Source organism: Pseudomonas putida (genome assembly GCA_041879295.1).
Lineage (GTDB): Bacteria > Pseudomonadota > Gammaproteobacteria > Pseudomonadales > Pseudomonadaceae > Aquipseudomonas > Aquipseudomonas putida_Y.
In genome coordinates this window covers 5,483,472-5,502,289 of the sequence record CP047152.1, presented here as the reverse complement: position 1 = coordinate 5,502,289, position 18,818 = coordinate 5,483,472, and the positions used below count along the sequence as shown (strand labels likewise).

Annotated in this window: 17 protein-coding genes; 6 read left to right on the top strand and 11 right to left on the bottom strand. The window is 62.7% G+C overall.

Annotation, left to right across the window (positions count from 1 at the left end; all coding sequences use genetic code 11):
- Positions 1-42: 42 nt before the first annotated feature.
- The gene (locus tag GST84_25030) at positions 43-558 is read left to right on the top strand and encodes a dihydrofolate reductase (GenBank protein XGB15434.1); all 516 of its coding nucleotides are present in this window, start codon (positions 43-45) and stop codon (positions 556-558) included.
- Positions 559-682: 124 nt separating this feature from the next.
- Here the strand turns inward: GST84_25030 and GST84_25025 are convergent, their stop codons facing one another.
- A complete protein-coding gene (locus GST84_25025; protein ID XGB15433.1) occupies positions 683-2,074 on the bottom strand; it encodes a cation:dicarboxylase symporter family transporter in 1,392 nt (463 codons plus the stop codon).
- A gap of 244 nt (positions 2,075-2,318) precedes the next feature.
- On the opposite strand from GST84_25025, the gene GST84_25020 reads away from it, so the two are divergent.
- Positions 2,319-3,374, top strand: a complete 1,056-nt coding sequence (locus GST84_25020) for a haloacid dehalogenase-like hydrolase (GenBank protein ID XGB15432.1) — start codon at positions 2,319-2,321, stop codon at positions 3,372-3,374.
- A gap of 115 nt (positions 3,375-3,489) precedes the next feature.
- Here the strand turns inward: GST84_25020 and ilvD are convergent, their stop codons facing one another.
- Together ilvD and GST84_25010 are read right to left on the bottom strand one after the other, a co-directional pair.
- Positions 3,490-5,331 (bottom strand): dihydroxy-acid dehydratase, encoded by a 1,842-nt coding sequence (ilvD, locus tag GST84_25015; GenBank protein XGB15431.1) that lies wholly within the window; start codon positions 5,329-5,331, stop codon positions 3,490-3,492.
- A gap of 270 nt (positions 5,332-5,601) precedes the next feature.
- Positions 5,602-6,798 (bottom strand): methyltransferase domain-containing protein, encoded by a 1,197-nt coding sequence (locus GST84_25010; protein XGB15430.1) that lies wholly within the window; start codon positions 6,796-6,798, stop codon positions 5,602-5,604.
- A gap of 121 nt (positions 6,799-6,919) precedes the next feature.
- On the opposite strand from GST84_25010, the gene GST84_25005 reads away from it, so the two are divergent.
- Together GST84_25005 and mutM are read left to right on the top strand one after the other, a co-directional pair.
- Positions 6,920-7,792 (top strand): HDOD domain-containing protein, encoded by an 873-nt coding sequence (locus GST84_25005; protein ID XGB15429.1) that lies wholly within the window; start codon positions 6,920-6,922, stop codon positions 7,790-7,792.
- Positions 7,793-7,795: 3 nt separating this feature from the next.
- Positions 7,796-8,608 (top strand): bifunctional DNA-formamidopyrimidine glycosylase/DNA-(apurinic or apyrimidinic site) lyase, encoded by an 813-nt coding sequence (gene mutM, locus GST84_25000; protein XGB15428.1) that lies wholly within the window; start codon positions 7,796-7,798, stop codon positions 8,606-8,608.
- A 161-nt stretch (positions 8,609-8,769) separates the two neighbouring features.
- Here the strand turns inward: mutM and GST84_24995 are convergent, their stop codons facing one another.
- The 5 genes from GST84_24995 to GST84_24975 form a co-directional block, all read right to left on the bottom strand.
- Positions 8,770-9,021, bottom strand: a complete 252-nt coding sequence (locus GST84_24995) for a YfhL family 4Fe-4S dicluster ferredoxin (GenBank protein XGB15427.1) — start codon at positions 9,019-9,021, stop codon at positions 8,770-8,772.
- A gap of 101 nt (positions 9,022-9,122) precedes the next feature.
- On the bottom strand, positions 9,123-9,608 hold the full coding sequence (coaD, locus tag GST84_24990; GenBank protein XGB15426.1) for a pantetheine-phosphate adenylyltransferase: 486 nt from the start codon (positions 9,606-9,608) through the stop codon (positions 9,123-9,125).
- Positions 9,609-9,720: 112 nt separating this feature from the next.
- Positions 9,721-11,319 carry a GMC family oxidoreductase gene (locus tag GST84_24985; GenBank protein ID XGB15425.1) on the bottom strand — a complete coding sequence of 533 codons (1,599 nt, stop codon included), beginning with the start codon at positions 11,317-11,319 and terminating at the stop codon, positions 9,721-9,723.
- A gap of 20 nt (positions 11,320-11,339) precedes the next feature.
- The gene (locus tag GST84_24980) at positions 11,340-11,825 is read right to left on the bottom strand and encodes a twin-arginine translocation pathway signal protein (protein ID XGB15424.1); all 486 of its coding nucleotides are present in this window, start codon (positions 11,823-11,825) and stop codon (positions 11,340-11,342) included.
- A gap of 10 nt (positions 11,826-11,835) precedes the next feature.
- Entirely contained in the window at positions 11,836-13,266 is a 1,431-nt protein-coding gene (locus GST84_24975) for an aldehyde dehydrogenase family protein (GenBank protein XGB15423.1), read from the bottom strand.
- A 151-nt stretch (positions 13,267-13,417) separates the two neighbouring features.
- Between GST84_24975 and GST84_24970 the strand changes: the two genes are divergently transcribed.
- Together GST84_24970 and GST84_24965 are read left to right on the top strand one after the other, a co-directional pair.
- Positions 13,418-14,083 (top strand): TetR family transcriptional regulator, encoded by a 666-nt coding sequence (locus GST84_24970; protein XGB15422.1) that lies wholly within the window; start codon positions 13,418-13,420, stop codon positions 14,081-14,083.
- 35 nt (positions 14,084-14,118) lie between these two features.
- On the top strand, positions 14,119-14,973 hold the full coding sequence (locus GST84_24965; GenBank protein ID XGB15421.1) for a sulfurtransferase: 855 nt from the start codon (positions 14,119-14,121) through the stop codon (positions 14,971-14,973).
- A gap of 102 nt (positions 14,974-15,075) precedes the next feature.
- Here the strand turns inward: GST84_24965 and GST84_24960 are convergent, their stop codons facing one another.
- Genes GST84_24960 through GST84_24950 form a run of 3 tightly spaced genes read right to left on the bottom strand, consistent with a single transcriptional unit; the run spans position 15,076 to position 18,793 of the window.
- Positions 15,076-16,068, bottom strand: coding sequence for a hydrolase (locus tag GST84_24960; GenBank protein ID XGB15420.1), 993 nt, complete (start codon positions 16,066-16,068; stop codon positions 15,076-15,078).
- A 60-nt stretch (positions 16,069-16,128) separates the two neighbouring features.
- A complete protein-coding gene (locus GST84_24955) occupies positions 16,129-17,499 on the bottom strand; it encodes an insulinase family protein (GenBank protein XGB15419.1) in 1,371 nt (456 codons plus the stop codon).
- Positions 17,492-18,793: an insulinase family protein gene (locus GST84_24950; protein XGB15418.1), complete on the bottom strand. Its 1,302-nt coding sequence runs from the start codon at positions 18,791-18,793 to the stop codon at positions 17,492-17,494. The genes GST84_24955 and GST84_24950 overlap by 8 nt, the downstream gene beginning before the upstream one ends.
- Between the last annotated feature and the right edge of the window lie 25 nt (positions 18,794-18,818).

The following is an 18,818-nucleotide window of genomic DNA, read 5'->3' as shown; positions in this document are numbered from 1 at the left end:
GGCAGAAGCATAACCCACACGCCCGGTGCTATCCTCGCTGGCATGAATACATCACTCCCCCTCAGCCTGATCGCGGCGTATGCCGAGAACCGCGTGATCGGCATCGACAACTCCATGCCCTGGCATTTGCCGGGGGACTTCAAGTACTTCAAGGCCACCACCCTGGGCAAGCCGATCATCATGGGGCGCAAGACCTGGGATTCGCTGGGGCGGCCGTTGCCTGGGCGGCTGAACATCGTGGTCAGCCGCCAGCCGGAGCTTCAACTGGCGGGTGCCGAGGTGTTCGCCTCGCTTGAAGAGGCGTTGGTGCGGGCCGAGCAGTGGGCGCGCGAGCAGGGCGTCGGAGAGCTGATGCTGATAGGTGGGGCGCAGCTGTATGGGCAGGCGCTGGAGAAGGGGCTGGTAAACCGTATGTACCTGACGCGGGTTGAGTTGGCGCCAGAGGGGGATGCGTGGTTCCCGGCGTTTGATGAAGGGCAGTGGAGGCTGACTTCTAGCGAGGCACAGGCTGAGGAAGGCAAGCCGGCGTATCACTTCGAGGTTTGGGACAAGGGTTGAGATTGTCGGGGGGGCTGCTTCGCTGGTGAACCCGCTCCTACGGGGGACCACAGGGTGTTCAGATTTTGAGCAAGACTCAAGCGGTCTTGCCGCGAAAGGGGCGCAAAGCGCCCCGGGCGATCTGTCAGGTGTGGCTCAGCTCGGCATGTTCATCTCCGGCCAGCACTTCCTTGTCTGTCTCTTTCAGCAGCTGGCTGGTGACAACGCCCGCCGTCATCGAACCGTTCACGTTCAACGCCGTACGGCCCATGTCGATCAGCGGCTCCACCGAAATCAGCAGCGCCACCAACTCCACCGGCAAGCCCATGGCTGGCAGCACGATCAGCGCGGCGAAGGTAGCACCGCCGCCCACGCCGGCAACCCCTGCCGAACTCAGCGTGACGATGGCCACCAGGGTGGCAATCCACAGTGGGTCGAAGGTGTCGATGCCTACCGCTGGCGCAACCATCACCGCCAGCATGGCCGGGTAGAGCCCGGCACAGCCGTTCTGGCCAATGGTGGTGCCGAACGATGCGCTGAAGCTGGCGATCGATTGCGGCACGCCCAGACGGCGGGTTTGTGCTTCGATGTTCAGTGGAATGCTGGCGGCGCTGGAGCGGCTGGTGAAGGCAAAGGTCAGCACCGGCCACACCTTGCGGAAGAAGCGCAGCGGGCTTACGCCGGTGGCGGCGAGGATGATGCCATGCACCACGAACATCAACCCCAGGCCCAGGTACGACACCACCACGAAGCTGCCCAGCTTGAGGATGTCCTCCGTGTTGGAGCTGGCCACGACTTTGGTCATCAGCGCCAGCACGCCATAGGGGGTCAGCTTCATCACTACCCGCACCAGGCGCATCACCCAGGCCTGCAGGGTGTCGATGGCCGACAGGGCGCGCTCGCCCTTCTCTGCGTCGTCCTTGATCAACTGCAGCGCGGCCAGGCCGAGGAACACGGCAAAGATCACCACGCTGATGATCGAGGTCGGCTTGGCCCGAGCCAGGTCGCCTACCGGGTTGCTGGGGATGAACGACAGCAACAGTTGCGGGATGTTGAGGTCGGCGACCTTGCCCGCGTAGTCACTGTGGATAACCTGCATGCGTGCGCTTTCCTGGGCACCGGCCACCAGGCCCTCGGCGCTGAGGCCGAACAGGTTGGTCAACACAATGCCGATCAGAGCGGCAATGGCGGTGGTCGCCAACAGGGTGCCGATGCTCAGCACGCTGATGCGGCCCAGTGAAGAGGCATTGTGCAAGCGCGCCACGGCACTGAGGATCGAGGCGAAGATCAGCGGCATGACGATCATCTGCAACAGGCCGACATAGCCGTTGCCGACCAGGTCGAGCCAGGCAATGGTTGCCTTGAGCACGGGGTGGCCAGCGCCGTAGATCGTGTGCAGCACAAGGCCGAAGACCACGCCCAGCACCAGGCCAAGCAGTACCTTCTTGGCCAGGCTCCAGTCTGTGCGGCGGGTTTGTGCCAGGCCCAGCAACAGGGCCAGGAACGCCAGCAGGTTGAGTGACAGCGGCAGGTTCATTGAAGCTCCAGCAGAAAAAAGCAGAAGTGGCATCGCCTCTGTGAGCGATTGCGAACGGAAATGCTAACAGGCTGAAAACAAACGAATTTATACCCAAATGGAATTTGCATAGTCGTTTATGGAATAACGAAGTGTCGCAAATTGCAATGAACAAGGCGTTTACAGTTGCCTGGGGGTCGTTATCGAGGGTTTGCAGTGGGGATTGTTGCACTAGCGTTTCTGGGTCATTTCAGGAGATTCGTACATGAAAGTCGCTGTGAAAGCCGCCGCCATCGGCCTGTCCCTGCTGTTCAGTATCGAAACCTTCGCCACCGAGCTCAAACACTGGCCTGCCGACGCAGCCAAGCAGCTCGACAGCATGATCGCCGCCAATGCCAACAAGGGTAACTACGCGGTGTTCGACATGGACAACACCAGTTACCGCCATGACCTGGAAGAAGCCTTGCTTCCGTTCATGGAAAACAAGGGCCTGCTAAGCCGCGACAAGCTCGACCCATCGCTGAAGCTGATGCCGTTCAAGGACACTGCCGAGCACAAGGAAAGCCTGTTCAGTTACTACTACCGGCTGTGTGAAATTGATGACATGGTCTGCTACCCGTGGGTAGCCCAGGTGTTCTCTGGCTTTACCCTCAAGCAGCTGAAAGCGCAGGTGGATGAGCTGATGGCTTCGACCAAGCCGATCCCCAGCACCTATTACGAAGGCGACCAGGTCAAGGCCATCGAGGTTCAGCCGCCCAAGGTCTTCAAGGGCCAGGCCGAGCTGTACAACAAGCTGATGGAGAATGGCATCGAGGTCTATGTGGTTTCGGCGGCCTCCGAAGAGCTGGTGCGCATGGTCGCCTCGGACCCCAAGTATGGATACAACGTGAAGCCCCAGAACGTGATTGGCGTGAGCCTGTTGCTCAAGGACCGCGCCAGCGGCCAGCTGACCACTGCGCGCAAGCAGATCAGCGCCGGGCACTACGATGCCAAGGCTAACGAGGGCCTGGAGCTGACCCCCTACCTGTGGACCCCAGCCACCTGGATGGCGGGCAAGCAGGCGGCGATCCTTACCTACATCGATGAATGGAAGAAACCGGTGCTAGTGGGCGGCGACACGCCGACCAGCGATGGCTACATGCAGTTCCACGGTGTGGATGTGGGCAAAGGCGGTATCCACCTGTGGATAAACCGCAAGGCCAAGTACATGGACCAGCTCAACGGGATGATCGCCAAAAATGCGGCGGCGCAGGCCAAGGAAGGGTTGCCGGTGACGGCGGACAAGAACTGGGTGATCGTCACGCCGGAGCAGATCCAGTAAATCTTGCCCTACCTGTGCGGCCCTTGTGGGAGCGGGCGTGCCCGCGAAGGGGCCGGTGCAGGCATAAAAAAACCGGCGCCCAGGGCGCCGGTTCTTATTTCACGCTAAAAACACCTCAGAGCCCTTCCAGCATCGCCTTGTTACGCACAGCGCCTTTGTCGGCACTGGTGGCCAGCAGGGCATAGGCCTTGAGTGCGGTGGTCACCTTGCGTGGACGGACCTCAGCTGGCTTCCAGCCCTTCTTGTCCTGCTCGACGCGGCGTTCCGCCAGCTCTTCATCGCTGACCAGCAGGTTGATAGAACGGTTAGGGATGTCGATCAGTACCTTGTCGCCGTCGCGCACCAGGCCGATGGCGCCACCTGCCGCGGCCTCTGGCGAGGCGTGGCCGATCGACAGACCCGAAGTACCGCCTGAGAAGCGGCCGTCGGTAAGCAGGGCGCAGGCCTTGCCCAGGCCTTTGGATTTGAGGTACGAGGTCGGGTACAGCATCTCTTGCATGCCCGGGCCGCCTTTCGGGCCTTCGTAGCGGATGATCACGATGTCGCCGGCTTTCACCTCGTCGGCGAGGATGCCGCGCACGGCGCTGTCCTGGCTTTCGAAGATCTTCGCGGTGCCCTCGAACACGTGGATCGATTCGTCGACACCGGCGGTTTTGACCACGCAGCCATCCAGCGCGATGTTGCCGTACAGCACGGCCAGGCCGCCCTCTTGCGAGTAGGCGTGTTCGAAGCTGCGGATACAGCCGTTTTCACGGTCGTCGTCGAGGGTTTCCCAACGGGTCGACTGACTGAATGCGGTCTGGGTCGGGATACCGGCAGGGCCGGCCTTGAAGAAGGTGTGCACGGCTTCGTCATCGGTCTGGGTGATGTCCCATTTGGCGATGGCTTCTTCCATGCTGCGGCTGTGCACGGTCGGCAGGTCGGTGTGCAGCAGGCCGCCACGGGCCAGCGAACCGAGGATACTGAAGATGCCGCCGGCGCGGTGGACGTCTTCCATGTGGTACTTCTGGATGTTCGGCGCCACTTTGCACAGCTGCGGCACTTTGCGTGACAGGCGGTCGATGTCGCGCAGGTCGAACGCCACTTCGCCTTCCTGTGCTGCTGCCAGCAGGTGCAGGATGGTGTTGGTCGAACCGCCCATGGCGATGTCCAGCATCATGGCGTTTTCGAACGCTTTGAAGTTGGCGATGCTGCGTGGCAGGACCGACTCGTCATTCTCGCCGTAGTAGCGTTTGCACAGTTCGACGATGGTGCGGCCGGCCGTGAGGAACAGCTGCTCGCGGTCGGAGTGGGTGGCCAGGGTCGAACCGTTGCCCGGCAGGGCCAGGCCCAGGGCTTCGGTCAGGCAGTTCATCGAGTTGGCGGTGAACATGCCGGAGCACGAACCGCAGGTCGGGCAGGCGCTGCGCTCGTATTCGGCGACTTTCTCGTCGGAAGCCGTGGAGTCGGCCGCGATGACCATGGCATCGACCAGGTCCAGGCCGTGGCTGGCCAGCTTGGTCTTGCCGGCTTCCATCGGGCCGCCGGAAACGAAGATCACCGGGATGTTCAGGCGCAGGGCGGCCATCAGCATGCCGGGGGTGATCTTGTCGCAGTTGGAGATGCAGACGATGGCGTCAGCGCAGTGCGCATTGACCATGTATTCCACGGCGTCGGCAATGATTTCGCGGCTTGGCAGCGAGTACAGCATGCCGTCGTGGCCCATGGCGATGCCGTCATCGACCGCGATGGTGTTGAATTCCTTGGCCACGCCACCGGCGCGTTCGATTTCGCGGGCCACCAGCTGGCCCAGGTCCTTCAGGTGCACATGGCCCGGGACGAACTGGGTGAACGAGTTGGCGATGGCAATGATCGGTTTCTTGAAGTCTTCGTCCTTCATCCCGGTGGCGCGCCACAGGGCGCGGGCGCCGGCCATGTTGCGGCCTTGGGTGGAAGTCTTGGAACGATAATCAGGCATGAAACACTCCTGGCGGCTTAATCAGGTCACAAATAGGGGAGTGAGCTTCTCTTGTCCTTTGCGCCGCAGGCCGGTTGCCACTGGCACGGATGGGGCCAAGACGGCGCGGGATCGCCGCGTGCTTGACCAGAGCTCATAAACCCGCCGGGGATGACTGGCGATGAATAGGCCGATTCTACACCGCTGACGCGGTGAGGGAATGCAGATGTGGATGGTTGGCGGGGGGATTGCGGCAGGAAAGGGCCGCTGGGCGGCCCTTTTTGGCAGATTTCAGCTGTTCGGCAGTAACCGGCAGGTGATGCTTTTGATGTAGCGGGTTTCGGCAATGGCCGGGTGTACCGGGTGATCCGGGCCCTGGCCGCCACGCTCGAGCAACTGCATGTTGCGGTCCAGGTGACGGGCGCTGGTCAGCAGGATGTTGTTCAGGTCGTCCTCGGGCAGGTGCATCGAGCACGAGGCGCTGACGAGGATGCCGTCTTTGTTCAACATGCGCATGGCCTGTTCGTTCAGGCGGCGGTAGGCCGCTTCGCCGTTTTTCAGGTCTTTTTTGCGCTTGATGAAGGCGGGTGGGTCGGCAATGATCACGTCGAAGCGTTCTTCGGCTGCCTTGAGCTCGCGCAGGGCTTCGAACACGTCGCCTTCGATGCAGGTCAGCTTCTCGCTGATGCCGTTCAGTGCAGCGTTACGCTCCACGCCGTCCAGGGCAAAGCCCGAGGCATCGACACAGAACACTTCGCTGGCGCCAAAGGCACCGGCCTGCACGCCCCAGCCGCCGATGTAGCTGAACAGGTCGAGTACACGCTTGCCCTTCACGTACGGCGCCAGGCGGGCGCGGTTCATGCGGTGGTCGTAGAACCAGCCCGTCTTCTGGCCTTCGCGCACCGGGGCCTCGAACTTGACGCCGTTCTCTTCCAGCGGCACCCAGTCCGGCACTTCGCCGTAGACGGTTTCGACATAGCGCTGCAGGCCTTCGGCGTCGCGCGCGGCGGAATCGTTCTTGAACAGGATGCCGCTGGGCTTGAGCACCTGCACCAGCGCGGCGATCACGTCATCCTTGTGCGCTTCCATGGTGGCCGAGGCCAGCTGCACCACGAGGATATCGAAGAAGCGGTCGACCACCAGGCCTGGGAGCAGGTCGGAGTCACCGTAGACCAGGCGGTAGCACGGCTGGTCGAACAGGCGCTCGCGCAGCGACAGGGCGACGTTCAGGCGGTGTACCAGCAGCGACTTGTCCAGCGGCAGCTTGATGTCGCGTGACAGCAGGCGGGCGCAGATCAGGTTGTTCGGGCTCAGTGCGACGATGCCCAGCGGCTTGCCGTTGGCTGCCTCGAGAATGGCCTGCTGACCCGCCTGGAAGCCTTGCAAAGGGGTCGCGCTGACATCGACTTCGTTGCTGTAGACCCACAGGTGGCCGGCGCGCAGGCGGCGGTCGGCATTGGCTTTGAGGCGAAGGCTGGGCAGGGACATGACGTCGCTCCGGGAAAAAGAGCGGGATTATAGCGTGTCTGCGGTGCTTTCGCCTTTAGAGGAGTGGTAACCGGGGGCGCTTAGAGGGTTAAAATGCCGCGTCCTAAACGAGTGTGCACGTATGTCCCAAGAACTCAGCGCCGAACAGATCCAGCAAGCCTTGCAAGGCATCACCATCCCGCCTCAACCGCAGATCATGGTCGATCTGCAGTTCGAGCAGTACATGCCTGACCCGGACCTGGAAACCATCGCCAAGCTGATTTCCCAGGACCCGGGCCTCTCTGGCGCCTTGCTCAAGCTGGTCAACTCTCCGCACTTTGGCTTGTCCAACAAGATCGGTTCGATCCAGCGTGCGGTGAACCTGCTGGGTAGCCGTTCGATCATCAACCTGATCAACGCCCAGTCGATCAAGGGTGAGATGAGCGACGAGACCATCGTTACCCTCAACCGCTTCTGGGATACCGCCCAGGACGTGGCGATGACCTGCCTGACGCTGGCCAAGCGTACCGGCATTCAGGCGGCGGACGAGGCCTATACCCTTGGCCTCTTCCATGACTGCGGCGTGCCGTTGATGCTCAAGCGCTTCCCCACTTACATGGAAGTGCTGGAAGAGGCATACGCCAAGGCCGACGAAGAAACACGCGTGGTCGATACCGAAAACCGCACGTTCAACACCAACCATTCAGTGGTCGGCTACTTCACAGCCAAATCCTGGCGCTTGCCTGAGCACCTCAGTGCGGCCATCGCCAACCACCACAATGCCTTGGGCGTGTTCCGCGACGATACTTCGCGCAATACCCAGAGCCAGCTGAAAAACCTGCTGGCGGTGCTGAAGATGGCCGAGCACATCTGCGCGTCCTACCGGGTGCTGGGCAACCAGTCGGTGGACCACGAATGGAATGCGGTCGGCCCTTTGGTGCTCGATTACATTGGCTTGTCGGAATACGATTTCGAAAACCTCAAGCAGAACATTCGCGAGTTGGGCGGACACTGACACATGCCGGAATTGCCAGAAGTAGAAACCACCCGGCGCGGTATTGCGCCACACCTGGAAGGCCAGCGCGTCAGCCGTGTGGTGGTACGCGACCGGCGCCTGCGCTGGCCGATTCCGGAAGACCTCGATGTGCGTCTGTCAGGGCAGCGCATCGTCAGCGTGGAGCGACGCGCCAAGTACCTGTTGATCAATGCCGAAGTGGGGACGCTGATCAGCCACTTGGGCATGTCGGGCAACCTGCGGCTGGTCGAGCTGGGCTTGCCGGCGGCCAAGCATGAGCATGTCGACATCGAACTGGAGTCCGGGCTGATGCTGCGCTACACCGACCCACGCCGCTTTGGTGCCATGCTGTGGAGCCTGGACCCTCTGAACCATGAGCTACTGCTGCGCCTGGGGCCTGAGCCGCTGACGGACCTGTTCGATGGTGAACGGCTGTTCCAGCTGTCCCGCGGACGGTCGATGGCGGTCAAGCCGTTCATCATGGACAACGCGGTGGTGGTGGGAGTGGGCAACATTTACGCCACCGAGGCGCTGTTTGCTGCCGGTATCGACCCACGCCGGGAGGCGGGCGGGATTTCCCGGGCGCGCTACCTGAAGCTGGCGACCGAGATCAAGCGGGTGCTGGCGGCGGCGATCGAGCAGGGTGGTACCACCCTGCGTGACTTCATCGGTGGCGACGGGCAGCCGGGGTACTTCCAGCAGGAACTGTTTGTGTACGGGCGTGGCGGGCAGCCGTGCAAAGTATGCGGCACCGAGTTGCGCGAAGTGAAGCTGGGGCAGAGGGCGAGCGTGTACTGCCCGCGCTGCCAGCGATGAAACGTTCGCTGCAAACCTGTTGAAGCAAAACCTGAACGTTGGCGCGGTCCCTGTGGGAGCGGGCAAGCCCGCGAAGCAGGCGACGCGATGAATGGCACCGGCTGCGCCGGTGTTCGCGGGCATGCCCGTGCCCACAGGGAGCGTGCAGCGAAGTGCAGTGATCAGCCCTTGCCAGTGATCCGGCGATACTTGGCCATCAGCTGTTCTTCGGTTTCCGGGTGCGCTTCATCCAGCGGGATGCAGTCGACCGGGCAGACCTGTTGGCACTGCGGCTCGTCGTAATGGCCTACGCACTGGGTGCACAGGTTAGGGTCGATCACGTAGATCTCTTCGCCTTGGGAGATAGCCTCGTTCGGGCACTCGGGTTCGCAGACGTCGCAATTGATGCAATCGTCGGTGATGATCAGGGACATGGGGGCTCCGGCCGGGGCTCATAGCCCGGGCATGTTCAACGCAATGGGCACAATTGTGCCGCATTCGCGCCCGCAGTGCACGCGGGCGCGACAATCAGGCGTCAGGCTTGCTTCTTGAAGCGTTCAGTCAGCGCGTCGGCCACCACCGGGTGGACGAACTTGCTGATATCACCGCCCAGCGCCGCAATCTCCCGGACCAAGGTCGAGGAAATGAACGAATAACGCTCCGACGGCGTCAGGAACAGGCTCTCGACATCGGGGGCCAGTTGCCGGTTCATGTTCGCCAGCTGGAACTCGTACTCGAAGTCGGACACTGCACGCAGGCCACGCAGGAAGACGTTGGCGCCCTGTTCCTTGGCGAAATGCGCCAACAGGGAAGAGAAGCCGATGACTTCGACATTGGGCAGGTGCTTGGTGACCTCACGGGCGAGCTCAACCCGTTGTTCCAGCGGGAACAAGGGGTTTTTCTTGGGGCTGGCCGCCACCGCGATGATCACGTGGTCGAATAGCCGCGAAGCGCGCTCGACCAGATCGCCATGGCCTTTGGTAATGGGGTCGAAAGTACCCGGGTACAACACTCGGTTCATCGCGTCATCCTGGCTGGAGTGCGTTGGGGAGTCGGATGGTAGCGCAGCGACGGCGCCCCGGCCAAGTCATGCGGCCGACTGATGGCACTATAGACAGGGGCCATATTCGTTGTCATGCGCTGTGTGCCAGGCGGGTGGCCAGTGCTTCACTGAGCCTGGCGCTGATGGCATACACCGACAGTTGCGGGTTGGCGCCGATGCTGGTGGGGAACAGCGAACCGTCGTGAATCGACAGGTTTTCCAGCTGGTGATGGCGTCCCAGGCTGTCGCACACCGCCTGGCGCGGGTCTTCGCCGAGTGCGCAGCCGCCCATGACATGGGCGCTGCCCAAGCGTGTGCGGAAGGGCTCCAGGCGCAGTTTGTCGATCATGGTCAGGGCCTGTTCCAGGCCTGATGCGGCGCTGGCGTCGCTGTGCACTGGGGTCACCTGGGTGGCGCCAGCGGCGAACTGTACTTGCGCCATGCTGCGGTAGGCTCGTCGCAAGCCGTCACGCAGGTAGTCGGTGACCGGGTAATCGAGCACGGGTGAACCATCGCCGCGCAGTTCCACGGTCCCACCCTGGCTTTCGGGGTGAAAACCATCGCGTAGCAGCGCCAGCATCACATGGGTATGGGGCAGCTCGGCCATGCGCTGGGCATTCTCGTGGCCGTGCCCACCCAGCAGGGTGCTGGCCAGGGCCGGGTGCAGCGGCGGTACTTCCAGCTTGTAGCCAACCGGACCGTCTGCGCCGCCTTGCCACTGGAAGTGGTCGCTGTAGATCGACTGCGGGGCGCCATAGTAAGGGTCGATACGCTCGCTGAAGCGTGCCGCACTGAAGTTGACCAGGTGCAGGAAGGTCCGCTTGCCGAGGCGGCCATGCGGGTCGGGCGCGGCAGAGCGCAGCAGCAGGGCCGGGCTGTTGATACCGCCACCGGCCAGGAGGTAATGGCGTGCCCGCACGCTGATCTGCCTGCCGGTTGGGTGTATGCCTCGGGCGTCCAGGGCCCGGCATGTCAGGCTCTGAATGCGTTCGCCGTTGTGGGTGAAGCGCTCGGCCCGCGCCAGGTACAGCAGCTCGCCGCCTTGCTCGAGGGTGGCAGGTATACGGGTCACCAGCATCGATTGTTTGGCATTCACCGGGCAACCCATGCCGCAGTAGCCCAGGTTCCAGCAGCCGCGCACGTTGCGCGGGATCACCCCCCAGCGGTAGCCCAGCTGTTCGCAGCCCCGGCGCAGCACATCGTTGTTGGCATTCGGCGGCAAGGCCCAAGGGCTGATGCCCAGCTCCTGCTCCATGCGTTCGAACCAGGGGCGCAGTTCATCCTCGCTCAAACCGTTCACGTCGTGGACCGAGGCCCAGTGCGCCAGGGTTTGCGGCGGGGTACGAAAGCTCGAGGTCCAGTTCACCAGCGTGGTGCCACCCACGGCACGGCCCTGCAGGATGGTAATGGCGCCATCCTTGCTCATGCGCCCCAGGCCTTCCTGGTAAAGGCTGGCGTAAGCTTCATTCTCCAGCAGGTGAAAGTCGCTGCTGGTCTTCAGTGGGCCTTCTTCAATCAGCAGTACCTTGAAACCGGCAGCGCCGAGCATCTGGGCACTGGTGGCGCCGCCGGCACCACTGCCGATCACGGCAATGTCGGCCTCCAGAGACAGGTCGTGCTCCAGGCGCGAGGCGTCGTAGGTGATCCAGCCGCGTTCGAGGCCTTGGCGAAACGGGTCGGGGACAGGCATTGGCGATGCTCTTGTTGTTTTCAGATTTTCGGTGGGCCCGGGTAACCGCAGTCTGCCCAGGATTCGGGGCATTCGTACCAGGCCATTTGCAGTAGTTGCAGCAACGAGGCGTGCCCCATGCGTAGCAGGTTCAGCGAGCTGTCCTGCCAACGCTGCAGGAACGCCGTGACCTGCGTGGCGCCAGCCTGGCCCCAGCTGACCCAGACGCCGGTCAGCGGGCCGCGAGTCAGTGGCAGGCTGAGCACGTCGAACAATTGCCGGGTGAGCTTGAGCATTTCCGGCGACAACGCCGCCAGCTTGTTGTCGAGGCTGCGCATTACCGGCGTCTCGGTGGCCTGCGTGCCGGCCAGCACCACCGGGATCAGCGCTCGCAGCAGTGGCAGGTCGTCGTCGCGGAGTACCTGATAGCCGGTCGCGGCTGTTTGCGCGCTGCACCCCACCAGGCTGGCGCCCGCCAGAAAAGCACTGGCGCCGAGGCTGAAACGCAGCAGTTCGCGGCGGTGCATGGTGCGATCCTCAGCGGATGAACAGTTTGTAGACCAGGCGCTGCAAGGCTTTGCCATAAGGCGGGTAAATCAGCCGTGCGGCGTTGAAGCGTTGCTTGGCAAGTACCGCCTTGGCCTTGCTGAAAGTGAGGAAGCCGTCATGACCATGGTAGTGACCCATGCCTGAAGGACCGATGCCGCCGAAGGGTAGATCGTCCTGGGCAACATGCAGCAAGGTGTCGTTCAGGCACACACCACCGGAGTGGGTGTGACGCAGCACATGCTCCTGGGTGCGGCGGTCATAGCCAAAGAAGTACAGCGCCAGTGGGCGTGGGCGCTGGTTGATGTAGGCCAAGGCCTGGTCGATGCCGTCATAAGGCACTAGCGGCAATAGCGGGCCGAAGATTTCGTCCTGCATCACCTGCATGCTGTCGTTCACATCCAGCAGCAAGTGTGGCGGCAGGCGCCGGCCTTGAGGAGCCTCGCCTGGGTACAAGTCGAGTACTTGCGCGCCTTTGGCCCGGGCATCGTCCAGCAGGTGCTGCAAGCGCTGCAACTGGCGCGGGTTGATGATGGCGGTGTAGTCGGGGTTGTCGGCTATGCGCGGGTACAGTCGGTGCACGGCGCGCTGGTAGGCGTCGCTGAAGGCGGGCAGCCGTTCGCGCGGCACCAGTACATAGTCGGGGGCAACGCAGGTCTGGCCGGCGTTGAGGGTCTTGCCGAAGGCGATGCGCTCGGCAGCGCTGTCCAGCGGCACATCGTCAGAAACAATAGCGGGAGACTTGCCACCCAACTCCAGGGTGACCGGGGTCAGGTTGTGCGCGGCAGCCTGCATCACCTGACGGCCCACGCTGGTGGCACCGGTGAACAGCAGGTGGTCGAAGGGCAGGCGGGCAAAGGCCTGGCCCACCTCGACTTCACCGAGCACAACGCTGACCAGGTCTGTGGGGAACACACGCTCGAGCAGTTGCTGTAGGGCCAGGCCAGTCGCGGGCGTGGCCTCGCTAAGCTTGAGCATGACCCGGTTGCCGGCGGCCAGGGCGCAGGTCAACGGGCCGATGGCGAGGAACAGCGGGTAGTTCCACGGCACGATGATGCCGACCACGCCCAGGGGTTGATAGCGCACCTGTGCGCTTGCCGGCTGGAACGCCAGGCCGACGCGGCGTCGGCTGCTGCGCATCCAGCGTTGCAAGTGCTTTTCGGCGTGGCGCAGGCCCTGCACCGACGGTAGCAGTTCGGCCAGCAAGGTCTCGTCGGCGCTGCGCCCGGCAAAATCCTGGCTGATGGCATTGATCAGTTCTGCCTGGTTGCCCAGCAAGGCTTCACGCAGGCTTTTCAACCACTGGCGCCGCTGTGCCGCTGGTGGCAGCGGGTTACCGGCAAAGGCCAAACGCTGGGCCGCGAACGTCGTCGCGAGGTCGAGGTCGAATTGCACAGAGGGCAAGGCACTGGGCGAGTTCATGGCGGTGTCGAGTCCGGGCAGGGGTTGCCTAGAGCCTATACTCTAATTTGTACCATGGTGCGAATTTTTACATGCTGTTCCACGGTGCATTCCACCTGTAATACGCCGTAAGATAAACCTTTGATGAAGGCCCGCAGACTGGGAGCTGAGCATGGCCCCGCGCATGAAGACCCGAGAGCGCATCGTGCAGAACAGCCTGGAGCTGTTCAACCAGCAGGGCGAACGCAGCGTCAGTACCAACCACATTGCCGCGCACATGGAAATCTCGCCTGGCAACCTGTATTACCACTTCCCCAACAAGCAAGCGATAATTGCCCTGTTGTTCAGCCAGTACGAAGAACTGGTGGACAGCTTTCTGCGCCCGCCGCAGGGCCGCGCGGCAACCGTGGAAGACAAGCGCTTCTACCTCAAGGCCTTGCTGGCGGCGATGTGGAACTACCGCTTCCTGCACCGTGACCTGGAGCATCTGCTGGACAGCGATGCCGAACTGGCCGCCCGTTACCGGCGTTTTTCCGAGCGCTGCCTGCGCCAGGGCCAGGCGATCTACCGCGGCTTCGTCGAGGCGGGCATTCTGGCCATGGTGCCGGCGCAGATCGAGTCGCTGACCATCAACGCCTGGATCGTGCTGACGTCATGGGTACGTTTTCTCAGCACCACGCGTGAACATTCCGCGCACTTGGGTGAAGAAGCCTTCAAGCGCGGCGTCTATCAGGTGTTGGTGCTGGAGCTCGGCTTCGTCACCGACAATGCCCGCACTGCCGTGGACGCGCTGTGCGAAGAATTCCATGTACCGTTCAACCAGGCCCTGGAGCGCTAGCCCAGGGCCCTCGTGCCATTGATCAGGAGATTGTCATGCCCCTTGCGCAATTGATCACCCCGCAGCAGTTGGCCGAGCGACTGGACTCGCCCGGGTTGGTGATTCTCGACTGCCGTTTTGCCCTCGAGGATGTGGACTATGGCCAGCGCAGCTATGCCCAGGGGCATATTGCCGGGGCGCATTTTGCCGACCTGGACCGCGACCTCAGCGGGCCGGTGAGCAAGGGGCGCACCGGGCGCCACCCATTGCCCGATCCGCAGCGGCTGGTCGAGCGCCTGCGAGAGTGGGGCCTGAACAACGATAGCGAAGTGGTGCTGTACGACGACGGCCCCGGCGCCTTTGCCGCCCGGGCCTGGTGGCTGCTGGTCTGGCTGGGCAAGCGCAGCGGTGTGGCGATTCTCGACGGTGGCCTGAAGGCCTGGCACGCGGCGCACCTGCCGTTGAGCCTGGACCCGCCGCCCAAATGTGAGGGCACTTTCAGTGGTGAGCCGGACGCGAAGCTGCTGATTGATGCCGACCATCTGGGCAAGCGCCTTGGTAGTGCAGACCTGACCTTGATCGATGCGCGTGCCTTGCCGCGTTTTCGCGGTGAAGTAGAGCCGATCGACCCGGTGGCGGGGCATATTCCCGGTGCCCAGTGTGCGGCGTTTACCGACAACCTAGGGGCTGACGGGTGTTTTCTGCCGGCGGATCAGCTAAAGCAGCGTTTTGCCGAAAAACTGGGTGGACGGGCGCCGGAGCAGTTGGTGTCTTATTGCGGGTCTGGGGTAACCGCTTGCCATAACCTGTTTGCGCTGGCGCTGGCGGGATACCCGCTGGGCAAGCTGTATGCGGGGTCGTGGAGCGAGTGGATCAACAACCCGCAGCATGCTGTGGCCACCGACGAGTAAGCAGACCGGGTTGAACCCCCGCGGTGGGTGGCACCGGCAATGCCGGTGTTCGCGTGCATGCCCGCTCCCACAGGGGGCGCGCAGCCTTTACCAATTCGCGGGCTAGCTACCGTCCACCAGCCACTGCGGAATCCGTCGTTCCAGGTAGTACCCCGGATTTCGCAGGCTGCCATCGACAAAGCCCACATGCCCACCGCGGCCATGCAGTTCGAAGCGGGTCTGTGGTGACAGTTCACGGGCCGTCGGCAGGCTGTGACTGGACACGAACGGGTCATCGCTGGAATGGATGATCAGCGTTGGCGTGCGGTTCTGGCCAAGGAAGAAGTGGCTGGATGAGCGGCGATAGTAGTCGTGTGCATCGCGAAAGCCATTGAGCGGTGCAGTGACTTTTCCGTCGAAGTCCCAGAATGTGCGCAAGTTGGTGAGTTGGCCCAGACGTTCCAGTGTCGCCAGCTGCTCGTGCTGGCCCCGGGCGTGGAAGTGCCGCTGTTTGAGCTGAACATATGCCAGCATCTCGCGCATGAAATGCGCTTGATACACCTTGGAGAAGCCCTGGCCGATGCGGTCGGCACAGTGGTCCAGGCGAAAGGGTACCGATACTGCAACTGCTGCCTCCAGTTGGCTGGCGACGCCGCTCTCACCCAGGTACTTCAACAGTACATTGCCACCCAGCGAATAACCCACTGCGTACAGCGGTGCCAGCGGGCGCTGGGCGCGAAGATGGCTGACAATTTCCGCCAGGTCTTCGCTGGCGCCGGAGTGGTAGCTGCGCGGCAACAGGTTGGGCTCGCCTGAGCAACCACGCCAGTTCACTGCCACGCTGGCCCAGCCGCGGCTTTGCAGCGCCTGCTGCAAGCCTTTCACGTAAGGCGAGTGAGACGAGCCGGTCAGCCCATGCAGCACCAGTACCAGTGGTGCATGGGGTTGGTGCGGACCGTGCCAGTCCAGGTCGATGAAGTCGCCGTCGGCCAGCCACAGCCGCTCTCGGTCACGCTGCAGCTCAGGCAGCTTGCGCCAGAGTGGCCCCCACAGGGTCTGCAGGTGGGGATTGGATAGGCCGATGGCTGGACGGAATGTGGCGTTGTGGCTGGGCATGCTGGGTGGCTCATGATGTGCCTTGCTAGCTTGCCATGAAACAGCGCCACAGTACCTGCGCTATTGGTCGGGGGCTGGCAGCGGCTGTTGCTGAACGCCTGGTCCGACACTGACAAGCACCTTGCGGCTCAGGGCCAGCCGGCGCTGCATGACGGCTCGGACATCTGCCGGGGTAAGCTCGGCAATACGGGCGCTGTACGTGTCGAGATGATCGGCAGGTTGTCGCTGATGGGTTACTTCCGTCAGCAGTGTTGCGAGTTGCCTGTTCTGCGCGATCCCTCGCAGCAACTGCCCTTCCAGCTGTTTGCGTGCCAGTTGCAGCTCCCGCTGGGTGGGCCCCTCGTCGATGAACGCCTGCAGCAGGGTTTCTACCAGTGCCTGCGTGCCCTGCACATGCTGGGGCGCAACCTCCCATTCCACGGTGAACAGGCCGCCTGCACTCAATGGCAATACATGCGTGTACACGCCGTAGGTCAGGCCGCGTCGTTGGCGCAACTCCACCATCAAGCGCGACTCGAGGCCCTCTCCCAGAACAGCACTTGCCAAGGTCAGGGCCAGAAACTCCGGATCGTTGGCGGGTACGTTCATGGGCAGTGCCAGCAGGACCGCACTGCTGGCACCAGCCTGTTCGACGGCTATCGTCGCGCTGGGGGCCGCCGGGGCCGCCGGTAGTTCAGTGGCCGACCAGCCTTGCGGCAGGGCCTGGCTGATCTGTTGTGAGATGGCTTGGGCTTGTGCAAGGGAAAGGTCGCCTACCACGACCATCTCAAGGTTGCTGGCGCTGTAGGCGCGTTGGTGGAATGCCCGCAAGTCCTCAGGGGTAATGGCCTCGATACCTTGAGCGGTGCTGCCCAGAGGGTTGCCGTAAGGATGCCCGTTGAACAGGTGGCGGAAGACTTCGCTACGTGCTCTGAGGATGGGTAGCCGCTCGCGCGATGCGTGGTTTTGCAGCAACTGGCGCTTGATCTTGGTCAGGGCCATTGGGTGGAAGACAGGGTGGGCCACGAGGTCGGTGAGCAGCGCCAAGGCCGGGTCGAGCAAAGAAGGAGGGCTAAGGCTGCGCAGGCGCAGCGTCGCATGTTCCAGACGTACTTGTTTTTCCATGACCGCGCCCAGGCGCTCCAGGTGTTCAGCCTGCTGGGCAGCCGTGTAGGCCTGGCTACCCTCATCGAGCATGGAGAGCGTCAAGGCTGCCAGGCCAGGGTACAGAGTGTCCTGCGTGCTGCCGGCCTTGAACCGTAGTATCACGTCAACGATTGGCAGTTCCCGTGCTTCAACGAATTTGACGTCCGTGCCCGCAGTCGTCTTCCACGCTTGAACCTGTGTATGGATGGTTTCGAACTGGTCCAGGTCAAGTCCCTGGGCAGAGAGCAGCCCGCCGTAGAGGTTGTTGGCCCCGGCAGGCTGTTGCAGGGTCGTTGAGTCAGTCATGAGCGCTTTCCTTGTGGTGCGTGAACGTGAAGGCTGCACGGGAATCGGTGAGGAATTCATAGGCAGCCAGGCCTACCTGCTCGGCTGTCACGGTCTCAATGGCCTGTTGTTCTTCCTCGAGCGAAATAACCGGCAAGCCACAGGCGGCCTGTTTACCCATGGTTTGGGCCTGCTCGGCAATGTCGTCCCGTTCGAAAATCAGCCTGGCCAGCAGACGAGCCTTGGCACGTTGCAGGTGTTCCTTGGCTGGCGCTGACTGGCGAAACGCTTCGATCTCCTGCATCAGCCGCTCGGCCGCGGTCTCCGGGGTTACGTGTGGGCTGCAGAACGCGTAAAGGGTCAGCAGGCTGTCACCGCGCTGCCAGGGTTCATAGGTCGCTTTCATGTATTGCAGGATTGGTTCGTCCAGCAGCAGCCTGCGCTGGAGGATGCTGCTGTAGCCGTTGGCAAGCAGATCGGGAAGCAGACGTAGCGCGTAGGCCTGCCTGGCAGACTGCGCGGTACGCTGGCTGGGTAGTTTGAAGCTTATGATCGCGCCGTTGTGCAAGCCTGGCAGGCGCAGCGTCTGAAAGCGCCGGCCCTGGGAGGAGGGCCCTGTGGGTAAGGGCTGCATCGGCAAGCGATGGGCGGGAATCGCCGCAAAGTGGCGCGTCACCAAGGTCTGCAGTTGTAGCAGGCTGATGTCGCCGGCCACAGCGAGGGTGGCATTGTTGGGGTGATACCAGGTCTTGTACCAGGTACGCGCTGCGGCTGGAGTGAGGCTCTCCAGATCTGACATGTGGCCAATGACAGGCGTGCCATGGCCACTATTGCCGTAAGCCAGCAGGTCGTGATGCTCCAGCGCCAATGCCCAAGGATTGTTGTCCACTGCCTCGCGCCGCTCAGCCATGACCACTGCCAGTTCCCGAGCAAAGGGCGTATCGCCGAGGGTGGCACTGGCCATGACATCAGCCATGGCCTCCAGGGCAATTTCCAGGTGGCGGGTTGGCAGGGTGAGCGGAAATACCGTGGCATCCGAATAGGTGAATGCATTCGGGTCGCCGCCCAAGCGGGTCATGAGCGTTGAGTACTGGCCAGGCGCCAGTTTGCTGCTGCCCTCGAACAGTAGATGCTCCAAGGCATGGGACAGGCCGGTGTGGCCTTCAGGTTCGTAGCTGGAGCCTACGTGGTACCACAGTTGCACGCTGACCAGTGGCGCACGGTGGTCTTCACGCAGGCAGACGTGCAGGCCGTTGGCGAGGGTAAAAGAACCTTTCGAGCTCGCCATTAGCGGCGGGGAGGGGTGTTCGGCCATGGTTGAACTGCTCCTTCAGGAAATG